Origin of the sequence: Ensifer soli, from assembly GCF_041928815.1 — a bacterium.
In the GTDB taxonomy this organism is placed as follows: domain Bacteria; phylum Pseudomonadota; class Alphaproteobacteria; order Rhizobiales; family Rhizobiaceae; genus JBHFEI01.
This window is the reverse complement of record NZ_JBHFEI010000011.1, coordinates 35,732-48,760: the sequence shown is the minus strand read 5'-3', so window position 1 is coordinate 48,760 and position 13,029 is coordinate 35,732. Positions and strand designations below refer to the sequence as shown.

Here is a 13,029-nt window from a genome sequence, read left to right as displayed (position 1 = left end):
AGGCCGCAAAGCGCCCCCCTCCTGTCTCGGACGCCGCGGCAGAAGGGCGGCGCATCTGCGCGGAAGCAGCGTTTGTCCGACCGGCTGAAAGGCTGTTTCGCGGGCCTGTGGTCGCGGTTTTGCACAGAAGACATGCGTAGACGACGGGCTTAAGCGCATGAGCGGGTGTGGAAGGTCGCGACACGCCTTGCGAGAGTTTCCGGTGATCACGCGATCGCCCGGACATGGTTCAAGTCCCCGGCTGTGCCGCAGTGTCCCCTGCGGGCGCGACCCCGATCCGGCCGGACATGCGCCCTCTCGCTGTTTCGACGCAGTGTCCGACGCCAGGGCGATCCCGCTTCGGCTGAACATGCTTTGAACGTGTCTCGCAAAGGTGTGCAGCAGCTTTGCGAAAAGACACGCGTAAAAACAAAGACCTAAAGTGTAGGAGCGAATCTGAAAGATCGCGATACGCTTTAGCGGCCGAGCAGTGCCTTCGCGGTGCGCTCGTCGGTGATGAGGCCGGTCAGGCGGTTGGCGTGCAGAACGGCGCGGATCGCCTCGGTCTTCTTCGGGCCGCCGGCGATCGCCACGACGCGGTCGCCGCCGGTCTCGAGGAAGGGGGCGGCGAGCGTGCGGGCGGTGACCGGCGTCGAGAGCACCCGGCCCTTGATGTCGAAGAAATGGCCGAGCATCTCGCCGACGCCGCCGAGCGCGGCGATCTCGCCGATCTCGCGGTCCTCCAGCATGCCGGAGGTGAGAAGATGGGCGTCGCGGTCGACCGTGCCGATGCCGACGAGCTTCAGGTCGGCATGGGCCGCGAGATGGAAGACCTCGCTCACCCCCTTCTGCGCCAGCAGCACCTCGCGGTCCTCCTCGGTGTTGGCGAAGAAGGGCACGGGCATGACATAGGCGCGCACGCCGGCCTTCTCGGCGAGCACATGGATGACGTCGAAGGGGTTGGCGGTGTAGTTGCGCGTCAGCCCGCCGAGCAGCGAGACGAAGGTGACGTCGCCGGCGGCGACCTTCGGCAGGTTGCGGACGGCGGCGAAGAGCGTGCGGCCGTGGCCGACGCCGATGACGCGCGCCTCGCCGCGCTCGATCTCGCGGCGCAGATAGTCCGCCCCCGCGGCGCCGAGCGTCGACAGCGCCAGCCCCTCCTCACCGATGTCGGGCGCCACCTCGCAGGTGGAAAGCCCGTAGACGCGGCAGAGCTCGACCTCGAGCGCGGCGCATTCGGCAATCGTGCCGTCGATCGAGACCTTGACCACGCCGTCGGCGACGGCGCGGGCGATCAGCCGGTGCGCCTTGACCGAGGGAATGCCGAGCCTGCGGGCGACATCGGCCTGGGTGAAGCCGCCGATATAGTGCAGCCATGCGGCGCGGATCGCGAGCGACTGGTCCTGATCCGACATGATGGCTTCCTGCTATCCTATGCAAGCGGCGTGGCGGCAATGCGAATTAGCTCTACTGCAGATTTTCATGTGTGAACATGGGTTTGAAAGCAGTAGGGACTTGTATTTCGCATGCCGATAATTGAAGTGAAGAACTCAATCGAGCGGCCTTGATCTGCGCCTGTGTTAATTTTATATAATAAAGCGCCGACAAAAATTACTTATGTATTTCAATGCATTTTGAATGAGGAGGAATTTTTATTGTGAAAAAAAAGAAGTATGGAAAATTATTTAAAGCGGTAACAGCTTTATCTATCGTTCTTTTGTTTATGTTGTTTACAATGTCAGTATGGTCACTGGCGACAGATAACGCTTTAAAATCAGCTTATAACGATATTATTTCACGTGAAAATTTAGCAATCGATACAAGAAAAATAGATGAAGAGTGCTCTAAACGAAAAATTATCGATATTGTAACATGTGTGAACGAGAAAATACTCTCCTCGATAGATTATAAAAATAGTGAACGCGACCTGCGAGCCCAAGAAGGCATGGAATTCTGGGCGAAGGGGATGTTTCTTTTATCAGTAGCCAGCTTAATTTTAACCGGCGCTGGTTTGTATTATATCAAAAAAACGTTCAACGCAACTCGGGAAGCCGCCAGAAGTAGCGAAGCTCATGCGAATGATGCAATACGTACTTCTAAGCAAGCCGAGCGCGCTTTTGTTTCCTACTCAAATCATCAGACAATTGCAAATAATAACCTTAACGACGATGCAGAAACCCTTTTGTTTGTGACCGTCAAAAATACAGGAAGAAGCGTTGCTAGCGGGTTGCACGTTACTTTGTGCTGCAGAGTGATTGAAGTGGCTAAATATCCTCAATCCCTTGTGCTTTTTAATCATGACTGGAGTCATTCCACAATACTTTGCCCTAATGCCGAGTGTGAGTCTCCGGTTTATCCATTTAAGAATTCTACTATAAAGAGCATAATGAGCGGAGAACATTACGGAGTTGCCGCTATAAAAATAAAATATAAAGATAATTTTAGTGGCGAAACGCATCTTATTGAGCAAAAATTTCGAATTTCGTTTTTAAAAACGTCGATTAATAAAAATAACATTTATGATAAGACTTACTTTCAGCCGCTAGGAGAAAGCAAAATAGATATATACAACGAAGAAGAGCGCTACAGAGAATTGGCGGGAGAATATTAATTTATTTGATTGAGTTATTAACTTGAATTTTCCTTCACATGTTTTTCAGGCATCTTAATTTCTTAAATCTCACAAATACGGCGTGCGGGAACAACCTCAACCGATGTTGAGGTCGCCAACACCCGTGTCGATATGCGGCGCCCAGAAGGCGATGCTTTCGGCGATCTGGGGGATGACCTGGCGGTCGTTCGGCTCGCGTTCCTTGAAGGAAAGCTCAAGACAGATCTCGTTGTCGGCGGCCCCGCCCTCGGCGAAGGCGGCAAGAAGCGGCTCGGGCTGGATCCGGCCTTTCGCGTTGAACTCGGCGGTGAACGGCCGGTGGCCGCCCTTGTCCATCAGGCTCTGCTTAATGTGGATGATCGGCGACACTTTCGGCACGGCGCGGGCCCAGGCATAGGGGTCGAAATCGTCCGGGTTCGCGGACGTCACGTCGCCATGGTCGATGTCGGCCATCATCCACATCGGCACGGCCATGCCTGCGGCCGTCAGCCGCTGCTGCAGCGTCATGCATTCCGCGATGGTCTCGCCGAATTCGCGGCCGATCGACATCGGCTCCCAGAAGAGATAGGAGAGCCCCGCCGCCTTCGCGTGCTCCGCGACCTCGGCCCAGCAGTCGATGGCGATCTTCACCAGGTCCTCGCGCCGGGCCGGATCGTCATAATCCCTGTAGGTGAAGATGGCGAACTGGGTGCCGACCGAGGTGCCGCCGAGATCGGCGGTGATGTCGGCGAAGATGCGGAACCAGTCGACATAATAGCGGCGCACCTCGGCGTCGGGATGGCCGAAATGGTTGAGGCGGCCATAGGGGCCGGTCATGCCGGAGGTGACGCGCACGCCGGTGCGGGAAAGCGCCGCCTGCATCTGCCGCGTCAGCCGGCGGATGGTCGCCGACGACCAGCCCGGATTGATGAATTCGTGGGTCAGCTGCAGGTCGCGGATTTTGAGGTCCCGCGCCACCGTGTCGATCAGGTCGTCGGGATCGGCGAAGCGGTTGACCAGCGGATTGGTGTTCAGCGAGAGCGTCAGCGTCATGATGGCATCCGTTTGTCTCAGATTGCCTGTCCGGCGGTGGCCGGGCAGGCGTCATTCCCGTGATCGATTAGCCTCAGGCGGCGAGCCGCTCGCCGGCGAACCAGTCGGCAAACGCTTCGCGTTCGGCGTCGGTCAGGTGCAGGTAGTGTTTCGTCCGGCGGTAGAGGATGTCGTTGGCTTCGAGCGCCCATTCGCGGGCGACGAGGTAGCGCACTTCCGCCTCGTAGAGGTTGCCGCCAAAGTGCCGGCCGAGATCGGCGAGGCTTTTCGCAGCCCCGATCACGTCCTTCGTCCGCGCGCCGTAGAGGCGGCCGTAATGGTGGACGAGCTTGCGCGATGCCCAAGGGTAAGCGTCGCGCAGCGTGTTGGCGAAGCTCTCGTAATCGGCATTGGGGATCTCGCCGCCGGGCAGCGTCGCGTGTTCCGTCCAGTTGCCGCCCATGTTGGGGAAGACGTGGGCGAGGCGCTGCATGCCGCGCTCGGCGAGTTCCCGGAAGGTGGTGATCTTGCCGCCGAAGACGTTGAGGAGCGGCGCGCCGCCGGTCTCGTCGAGGTCGAAGACGTAGTCGCGGGTCACCGCCGAGGGGTTGCCCTTGCCGTCGTCGAACAGCGGGCGCACGCCGGAAAACGAGGTGATGACGTCGGACCGGCGCAGTTTTTCCTTAAAGTAGCGGTTGACGGCGGCGAGCAGGTAATCGATTTCCTTCTCTTCCGCCGCCACGTCCTCGGCCCGGCCTTCCCACGGAATGTCGGTGGTGCCGATCAGCGCCTTGTCGCCCTCGTAGGGGTTGATGAAGATGACGCGCTTGTCGGTGTTCTGCACGAGGTAGGCGTTCGAACCCGCCCAGAATTTCGGCACGATGATGTGGCTGCCCTTGACGAGGCGGACATTGCGCGACGAGTTCGAGCCGGCGACGCGGTTGATGATGTCGGACACCCAGGGACCGGCGCAGTTGGCGATGCATTTCGCCCGGAAGCTGCGGGTCTCGCCGGTGATGCTGTTGCGCGTCGTGATCGTCCAGAGGCCATTCTCGCGCCGCGCGGAGACGGCGGGCGAGCGGGTCAGCACGGTGGCGCCCTTCTCGGCGGCGCCGACGGCATTCAGCGCCACGAGGCGGGCATCGTCGACCCAACAGTCGGAATATTCGAAGCCGCGCGTATACTGGTCGAGGATCGGCGTGCCCTCGGGGTCGCGCAGCAGATTGAGCGTGCGCGTGCCGGGAAGCTTCCTGCGGCCGCCGAGATGGTCGTAGAGGAAGAGGCCGAGGCGCACCAGCCAGGCCGGCCGGTCGCTCGGCGAATGGGGCAGGACGAAGCGCATCGGCCAGATGATGTGAGGTGCGGATTTCAACAGCACCTCGCGCTCGATCAGCGCCTCGCGCACCAGGCGGAATTCGTAATATTCGAGGTAGCGCAAGCCGCCATGGACGAGCTTGCCCGAGCGCGACGAGGTGCCCTCGGCAAGGTCGCCCTTCTCGCAGAGCACCACCTTCAGGCCGCGCCCTGCGGCGTCGCGGGCGATGCCGGCGCCGTTGATGCCGCCGCCGATGACGAAAAGATCGCAGGTCTCAGTCTCGCTCATGATGTCCTCCTTGGTCTCCGCTTCGAGAGGGTTGCGCCGGCCCTGCCGCGCCCCTCCGACGGTTGTCTTCATCTACGCATCAGCGCGCCGAGAGGATGTCCCATGTCGGCGCCACCGCGCGGCGAATGTCGCGATAGGCGGTGTAGAGCGCCAGGAGGCGCTCGGCCGCGGCCGCGTCCGGGGCTTCCGGCCGGCCGAGATGGGGCGTGACCCAGTCGGCGATGCAGGCGTCCATCGTGGCATAGGCGCCGATGCCGACCGCCGCCATCATCGAGGCGCCGGCCGCCCCCGCCTCCTCGCGCGAGGAGACGGAGACCGGGGCGCCGACGGCGGCCGCGATCGTGCCGCGCAGCGCCGCCGAACGCGCCGCGCCGCCGGAGACGCGCAGCGACGCCGGCATCTCGCCCATCGCGGCGTAGCAGTCGCGGGTCGCCATGCCGAGGCCCTCGACGACGGCGCGCACCAGGTCGGGAAAGCGGTGGCGGCTCGACAGCCCGCTGAAGCCCGCCCGGGCGCGGGCGTCGACGAAGGGGCCGCGCTCGCCGGCCTCGGAAATATAGGGATGATAGACGATCGCGCCCGGCCGGCTCGCCGCGAACCAGCCGTCGACGCGGGCGATCAGCGCGGGCAGGGCGACGTCGAGGCCGAAATCCGTCATCAGGTCGCGGGCGACGTCGAGCAGCCAGTCGAGATTGATCGTCGCGCCCATGTTGGTCTGCACCTGGGCGACGATGCCGGGGATCGGCAGCGTGATGACATAGCCGGTGCGCTCGGCATTGAGCACCACGTCGTCGACCGGCTTGGCGCGCAGATGCACGCCGGTGGAGCCGATCGCCGAGCAGGCGGCATTCTCGCGCCCCGACCGGATGCCGGCGCCGAGCGCGGTCATCACCATGTCGACATAGCCGAGGCAGACGGGCGTGCCGGCGAGAAGGCCGGTCGCCGCCGCGGCCTCGGGCGACAGCGGATGCTGCACCTGCGTGCCGTCGATCACCTCGGGCAGGAGCCGGCGACGATGGGTGAGGCCGAGCGCGTCGAGCACGTCGTCGTCATAGGCGCGGCTGCGGAAATTGCCGAAGGTGAAGCTCACCTCGGACGGGTCGGTCGCGCGCACGCCGGTGAGCTTCAGGTAGAGCCAGTCCTTGCAGTGCAGGGCGACCTCGGCGCGGTCGAGGAGGTCGGGCGCGTGCGCCTCCATATGCGCCATCTGCGTGCCCTGCTGGCAGGTGTTGAGGCCGGTGCCGGTCGCCTCGAAGCGGGCGCGGTCGGTCGGAAGCGCTGCGAGCCGTTCGACCGTCGGCGCGGCGCGGGCGTCGAGCCAGAGCCAGGCATCGGCGACGGGCGCGTCGTTGCGGCCGACGAGCCAGGTGCCGTCGCCCTGCGCCGTGACCGCGATCGCGGCGACGCGGGGGCCGAGGCCCTCGACGCGCTCGCCGAGGCCCTTCAGCGCCGCGACGCAGTCGGAAAAGGTGCGGGAAAGCGACTGGGTGACGGCGCCGCCCTCGCCGGTGGCATAGGTGTTGCGCACCGAGGCGCTGGCGATCTGCGTGCCCGAAAGCGTGAAGGCGATCGCCTTCATCACCGAGGTGCCGGCGTCGATGCCGATGATCAGGTCGCGCGTCTCAGCCACGGAGCGTCCTCGCAGCGCCCGGGCCGGCGGCCGGGCGCCGGCAAAAGCGGATGATCCTCATGCCATTCCTCCCCGCCTGCCGGGGCAGGCCTGTCCTCGTCCCGTCTGGAAAGACACCGGGCCGGGCCTCGCGGCCCTCCCGTCATGGCGGGACGCCGTCGTCTCCGAAGGCGCGACCATGCCGCGCCGCCTTTCACAGAGAGATCTCACAAAGCCGAAAGGAAAATAACATAAAAATATCACTTGGCGAGAAATATCTTTCCAATTCTGTATTTTTTTTCAGCATCGAAACAGTGTCTCGGCTGTTCACGAAGCGGAGGGCACGCGTCCGCTGCTGCGACCATGGGCGGAAATGGGGAGTGGATCCCCTGTCTTTTCAGGATGGAAAGGCCCATATTCATGCCCTTTCGGCCTGATTTCCCGAGGCGTTCGTGCGGTTCCTCTCATCGGCCGCCGAAGGCCCGCCCTCCTGCGCCGTCCGTTGCCTGTGCGGATATCGTACGCCGCTCACGGGACCGTGAGGCCGGGAAAGGCGGTTTGCCCATTTTCCTTGCAGCAAGCCTGTTGACAGGCCGCGATAAAATATCATAGAAAATGCGACATATAACATATCGCTATCGCGCTTCACGGCGGCTTCGGCCCGTAGGCGCGCCCACGGGCAGGGGAGGAGCTTTGCCCGTTTTAGAGGGGGAGGACACCGTCATGACCGTTTCCAGCGCCCGCGCGGCTCCCCGCTCAGCCTCCGGCTAGGGCCGGGTCCGGCCCTAGTGTCCGGCGGCCCGCGCCGCCCTCGCGCCCGGCCTTTTTCCGCCCGCCCTCCGCAGACCCCCGTCATTATCCTCAAGGTCCACCCCCATGACTGACATCCGCACCCGAACCGCATCGAAACCGTCGCGATCCTGGCAGTGGGCGGGGATCGCCGGCGCCGTCCTGCTCGTCGGCGCGATGGCGCTCGACACGACGGTGGTGACGATCGGCTCGGACAGGGACGTGCGCGAGGCGAAGTTCTCGCCGGAGACGTTCGGTGCGGAAACCTTCCCGCGCGTCAGGGAAAGCGTCGAGAGCCGCGCGGTCGACGCGGTCGAACTCGCCAGCGCGATTGCCGCCGACAAGGCGGCGGCCGGCGCGAAATACGGCATTCCCGCCGCCGTCGGCCCGGTCGTCCCGGTGAAATTCACCGGCGTCGTCGGCGAGAGGAAGTCGAACTACAACATCGTCGCGGTGACGGGCGTGCCGGCGGAACTGACCATCCGCGTCCAGACCGGGCCGGCGCTGAACGGCACGGACCTGCGCGATTCCACCGGCGACATCGAATTCGGCCAGTTCACCAATCAGATCGAATACCAGGATGCCGGCTCCGCGATCAACAACGAGGTGAAGAAGACCGTGCTCGACGGCCTCGACCCGGCGGCGCTCACCGGCAAGACCGTCAGCGTCACCGGCGTCTTCAAGCTGGTCAACCCGAAGAGCTGGATCGTCACCCCGGTCCGGATCGACGTCCAGTGAGCGGCGCCATGTCCAGGGATGTCCTCTCCAACGGCGGTCCGGCCCCGGCCGCCCGGTTCTCGGGCGCGCAGGGCGAGGTCGTGCTCGCCGCCCGCAACGTCGCGAAGGCCTATGGCAGCGTCCATGCGCTGAAGGGCGTCAATTTCGAAATCCGCCGTGGCGAGGTCACCACCCTCTTCGGCGAGAACGGCGCCGGCAAGTCGACGCTGATGAAGATCCTTTCCGGCGTCATCGAGCCGACGTCCGGCGAAATCCTCCTGGATGGAAAGCCCGTTACCTTCGCGTCGTCCTCCCAAGCACGCGACCTGGGCATCTCGATCATCCACCAGGAGCTCAGTCTCGCGCCCAACATGAATGTTCGCGACAACATCTTCATGGGGCGCGAGATCCTCACCCCGACGGGCGTCGACTTCGCCGAGGAGGAGCGCCAGGCGCGCGCCCTGATGCTGGAGCTGGAGGAGGACATCGATCCCCTCACGCCCGTCGAGGAGCTTCGCCTCGGCCAGCAGCAGATCGTCGAGATCGCGCGGGCCCTTTCCGTCAACTCGCGCATCCTGATCATGGACGAGCCGACCTCGGCGCTCTCGGCCTCGGAGGTCGAGGTGCTGTTCAAGGTGATCCGGGACCTGACGGCACGCGGCGTCGCCATCGTCTACATCTCCCATCACCTGGAAGAGGCGCTGGTCATCACGAACCATGCCGTGGTGCTGCGCGACGGGGCGATGACGGCCTATGCCGAGCGCAAGGACATCGATCTCGAATGGATCGTGCGCCATATGGTCGGCGAGAATTTCGACCTCGGCGCGCCGCCGACCGGCTACGATTTCGGCGAGACGGCGCTTTCCGTCGACGGGCTCGTCGTGCCCGATCCCGCCGGCAGCGGCTACAACGTCGTCGACGGCATGTCGCTCGAGGTGCGCGCCGGCGAGATCGTCTGCATCTACGGCCTGATGGGCGCCGGCCGGACGGAGCTCCTCGAGACGGTCGCCGGCCGCTTCCGCCCGGCCTCGGGCACGGTCCGGCTGCACGGGCGCGACATCACCGGCCAGTCGATCGCCGAGTGCATCCGCGACGGGCTCGTGCTCGTGCCGGAGGACCGGCAGCGCGACGGCCTGGTGCAGACGATGACGGTCGGGCGCAACCTGTCGCTCGCCAATATCCGCGCCTTCACGAAGGGCCTCTTCACCTCGTTCACCCGCGAGATGCAGCTCGTCAGCGACGCGATCGCGAAGGTCCACATCAAGACGGACGGCGGCGGCGCGATGATCGGCTCGCTGTCGGGCGGCAACCAGCAGAAGGTCGTCATCGGCAAGATGCTGGCGACCGACCCCCAGGTCATCCTGCTCGACGAGCCGAGCCGCGGCATCGACATCGGCGCCAAGGCCGAGGTGTTCAAGCTGCTCGCCGAGAAGGCGCGCCAGGGGCTCGCCGTCGTCTACACCACGTCGGAGGTCGGCGAGTGCCTGTCGATCGCCCACCGTATCATCGTCATGCGGCGCGGCAGGATCTCGGCCGAGTTCGGCTCCGACGTCTCCAAGGAACACATCATGGCTGCCTCGGGCGAGTCGCTGGTCGCGCACTGAAGCCGGGAAGGAAGGATCACATGTCAGTCACGACCGCCATCGACACCGCCGGGAAACCGGCCGCCGGCCGCCGGAAGAAGAGCATCGTCGAGCTTCTGTTCGAGGGCCGCGCCTTCTTCGCGCTGATCGCCATCATCGTCGTCTTCTCGTCGCTGTCGCCGAACTATTTCACCGTCAGCAATTTCCTGATCATGGCGTCCCATGTCGCCATCTTCGGCCTGCTCGCCATCGGCATGCTGCTCGTCATCCTCAATGGCGGCATCGACCTGTCGGTCGGCTCGACGCTGGGGCTTGCCGGCTGCATCGCCGGCTTCCTGATGAAGGGCGTGCATCTCGAGGCGCTCGGCGTCATCCTCTATCCGGCCGTCTGGGTCGTGGTGGTGCTGACGCTCGCCGTCGGCGCCGCCGTCGGCGCGGTCAACGGGCTCTTGATCGCCTATCTGCGCGTGCCGGCCTTCGTCGCCTCGCTCGGCGTGCTCTATGTCGCGCGCGGCATCGCGCTGCTGATGACCAATGGTCTTACGTACAACAATCTCGGCGGCCGTCCCGAGCTCGGCAATACCGGCTTCGACTGGCTCGGCTTCAACCGGCTGTTCGGCGTGCCGATCGGCGTCATCGTGCTCGCCGTCGTGGCGCTCGTCTGCGCCGTGCTGCTGACGCGCACCGCCTTCGGCCGCTGGCTCTATGCCTCCGGCGGCAACGAGCGCGCGGCGGAGCTTTCCGGCGTGCCGGTCAAGCGGGTCAAGGTGCTGGTCTACGTCATTTCCGGCGTCTGCGCGGCGCTTGCCGGCCTCGTCCTCTCCTCGCAGCTCACCTCCGCCGGCCCGACCGCGGGCACGACCTACGAGCTGACGGCGATCGCCGCCGTCGTCATCGGCGGCGCGGCGCTGACCGGCGGGCGCGGCACGGTGATCGGCACCATGCTCGGCGCCTTCGTCATCGGCTTCCTGTCGGACGGCCTCGTCATCATCGGCGTCTCGGCCTACTGGCAGACCGTCTTCACCGGCGCGGTCATCGTCCTCGCCGTCCTGCTGAACAGCATCAAGTACGGCCGCCGGTAGATCCGGCGTCCCGACGATCTTCTCCGGGTCCGGCCGTTCCAACGAAGAACCGGCGGCCGGTCCCGGGCAAGCGATACCGGCATCCGGCCGTCGTCCGGAACCGGGCAACCTCAACTCATGAAAGGGAGTGAGATCATGTTCAAGAGAGGCATTCGCGTATTCCTCGCCGCCGCCGCCATCGCGCCGCTGCTCGCCAGCGCCGCCTGGGCCGAAGGCCTGATCACGGTCATCGTCAACGATCCGTCGAACCCCTACTGGTACACGGAAGGCGAGGTCGCCAAGGCGACGGCCGAAAAGCTCGGCTACACCGCGACCGTCAGCGCCCACAAGGGCGACACCAACACGGAAAGCAACCTGATCGACACCGCGATCACCAACAAGGCGGTCGCGATCATCCTCGATCCGGCCAATGCCGACGGCTCGATCGGCGCGGTGAAGAAGGCGGTCGCCGCCAACATCCCGGTCATCCTCGTCAATGCCGAGATCAACCAGGAAGGCCTCGCCAAGGCGCAGCTCGTCTCGAACAACGCGCAAGGCGCCGCCCTCGGCGCGCAGCAGTGGGTCGAGGCGATCGGCGAGACCGGCAATTATGTCGAGCTCTTCGGCAACCCGGCCGACAACAACGCCGCCACCCGCTCGAACGGCTACGAGACCGTGCTGACCCAGTATCCGGACCTCGTCAAGGCCGGCCGCGAAGTCGCCAACTGGGACCGCACCCAGGGCCATGCCAAGATGCAGTCGCTGCTCCAGGCCAACCCGGACATCATCGGCGTCATCTCCGGCAATGACGAGATGGCCCTCGGCGCCGTCGCCGCGCTGAAGGAAGCCGGCAAGCTGTCACAGGTCAAGGTCGGCGGTTTCGACGGCTCGCCGGACGCAGTCGCCGCCATCAAGGCGGGCGAGCTGCAGTACACCGTGCTCCAGCCGGTCGCCGTCTTCTCGGAAGAAGCCGTCAAGCAGGCCGACAACGTCATCAAGACCGGCTCGACGGGTGCCGCCACCGAGAAGCAGCTCTTCGATTGCCTGCTGATCACCAAGGACAATGTCGACAAGTACAGCGCTCCGTTCGTCCTGTCGGAGTAAGGCCTGCGGCGGCGGCGGGGCCTCGCTCCGCCGCCGTTTTCCGTTTCGCCCGTTTGTCTTGCCCGGCGAACCGGTATACGGGATGAAGCCGGGGAAAAGCACGGAGGATGCATTGAACCGGAAAGTCGACGTACGGGAGATGCTGTCGGAGGAGGTGCCGAGCGACAGCCGGCAGGCGCGCCAGATCGTCCGGCGCCAGCTGATCGCCGAGACCGTGATCGCCGAGGGCCAGATCCGCATCGAGGACCTGACCGAACGCTTCGGCATCAGCCTGATGACCGCCCACCGCGATGTCGACGAACTGGTCAGCCGCGGCATCTTCACCAAGACGCGCGGCATCGTCTCCGCCGCCCCCACCAATCTCATCGAATCGAGCGACGTCTACCGCGCCACCCGCCAGGCGAAGGAGAAGCGCGCCATCGCCGCGACGGCGATGCGCTATGTCGAGCCGGGCCAGGCGATCTTCCTCGACGATTCCACCACCGTCCAGCAGATGGTGCCGCTCATCCCCTCCAAGGTGCCGCTGACGGCGATCACCAATTCGCTGGTGCTGATGAACGAGCTGAAGGGCATCCGCGACCTGACGGTGCTCGGCCTCGGCGGCCGGCTCCACAACTGGTGCAACGCCTTCATGGGTCCGACGACGACGGCCGAGATCCGCCAGCTCCGGGCCGACACCGCCTTCATCTCCATGTCGGCGATCACCGACGACATCGTCTTCCACCAGTCGCCCGAGATGGTCGAGACCAAGCGGGCGATGGTCGAGAGCGCCGCCCGGCGCATCCTGCTGATGGACCACACCAAGTTCGGCCGCCGCGCGCTGCACCGCTTCGCCGCCCTTTCCGAATTCGACGTCGTCATCGTCGACGAGGACACCGACATCGCCGACCTGTCGCGCCTGCGCGCCGCCGGCGTCACGGTGGTCGTAGCCGACGGCCGGCCCGACTAGCGCTTTTCCAGCC

10 protein-coding genes are annotated in these 13,029 nt (G+C 64.5%); 6 read left to right on the top strand and 4 right to left on the bottom strand.

Annotated features, from left to right (window positions below; translation table 11 throughout):
* Positions 1-455: 455 nt before the first annotated feature.
* On the bottom strand, positions 456-1,394 hold the full coding sequence (locus tag ACEVQ6_RS16965; protein WP_374890215.1) for a sugar-binding transcriptional regulator: 939 nt from the start codon (positions 1,392-1,394) through the stop codon (positions 456-458).
* Between the two features lie 242 nt (positions 1,395-1,636).
* Between ACEVQ6_RS16965 and ACEVQ6_RS16960 the strand changes: the two genes are divergently transcribed.
* Positions 1,637-2,590 carry a hypothetical protein gene (locus ACEVQ6_RS16960; RefSeq protein ID WP_374890214.1) on the top strand — a complete coding sequence of 318 codons (954 nt, stop codon included), beginning with the start codon at positions 1,637-1,639 and terminating at the stop codon, positions 2,588-2,590.
* Between the two features lie 96 nt (positions 2,591-2,686).
* On the opposite strand, the gene ACEVQ6_RS16955 is transcribed toward ACEVQ6_RS16960, so the two are convergent.
* The 3 genes from ACEVQ6_RS16955 to ACEVQ6_RS16945 all read right to left on the bottom strand — a co-directional run bounded on the left by ACEVQ6_RS16955 (position 2,687) and on the right by ACEVQ6_RS16945 (position 6,834).
* Entirely contained in the window at positions 2,687-3,622 is a 936-nt protein-coding gene (locus ACEVQ6_RS16955) for a sugar phosphate isomerase/epimerase family protein (RefSeq protein ID WP_374890213.1), read from the bottom strand.
* A 73-nt stretch (positions 3,623-3,695) separates the two neighbouring features.
* The gene (locus ACEVQ6_RS16950) at positions 3,696-5,204 is read right to left on the bottom strand and encodes a glycerol-3-phosphate dehydrogenase (RefSeq protein ID WP_374890212.1); all 1,509 of its coding nucleotides are present in this window, start codon (positions 5,202-5,204) and stop codon (positions 3,696-3,698) included.
* A gap of 79 nt (positions 5,205-5,283) precedes the next feature.
* On the bottom strand, positions 5,284-6,834 hold the full coding sequence (locus tag ACEVQ6_RS16945; RefSeq protein WP_374890211.1) for an FGGY family carbohydrate kinase: 1,551 nt from the start codon (positions 6,832-6,834) through the stop codon (positions 5,284-5,286).
* Between the two features lie 855 nt (positions 6,835-7,689).
* Between ACEVQ6_RS16945 and ACEVQ6_RS16940 the strand changes: the two genes are divergently transcribed.
* The 5 genes from ACEVQ6_RS16940 to ACEVQ6_RS16920 all read left to right on the top strand — a co-directional run bounded on the left by ACEVQ6_RS16940 (position 7,690) and on the right by ACEVQ6_RS16920 (position 13,016).
* Positions 7,690-8,340, top strand: a complete 651-nt coding sequence (locus ACEVQ6_RS16940; protein ID WP_374890210.1) for a DUF2291 family protein — start codon at positions 7,690-7,692, stop codon at positions 8,338-8,340.
* Between the two features lie 8 nt (positions 8,341-8,348).
* Positions 8,349-9,923 (top strand): sugar ABC transporter ATP-binding protein, encoded by a 1,575-nt coding sequence (locus ACEVQ6_RS16935; protein ID WP_374890209.1) that lies wholly within the window; start codon positions 8,349-8,351, stop codon positions 9,921-9,923.
* A gap of 20 nt (positions 9,924-9,943) precedes the next feature.
* A complete protein-coding gene (locus tag ACEVQ6_RS16930) occupies positions 9,944-10,984 on the top strand; it encodes an ABC transporter permease (protein ID WP_374890208.1) in 1,041 nt (346 codons plus the stop codon).
* A 135-nt stretch (positions 10,985-11,119) separates the two neighbouring features.
* The gene (locus ACEVQ6_RS16925) at positions 11,120-12,067 is read left to right on the top strand and encodes a D-ribose ABC transporter substrate-binding protein (RefSeq protein ID WP_374890207.1); all 948 of its coding nucleotides are present in this window, start codon (positions 11,120-11,122) and stop codon (positions 12,065-12,067) included.
* Between the two features lie 139 nt (positions 12,068-12,206).
* Complete coding sequence (locus ACEVQ6_RS16920; RefSeq protein WP_374890337.1) at positions 12,207-13,016, top strand: DeoR/GlpR family DNA-binding transcription regulator; 810 nt, start codon at positions 12,207-12,209, stop codon at positions 13,014-13,016.
* The last annotated feature ends 13 nt before the right edge of the window (positions 13,017-13,029 follow it).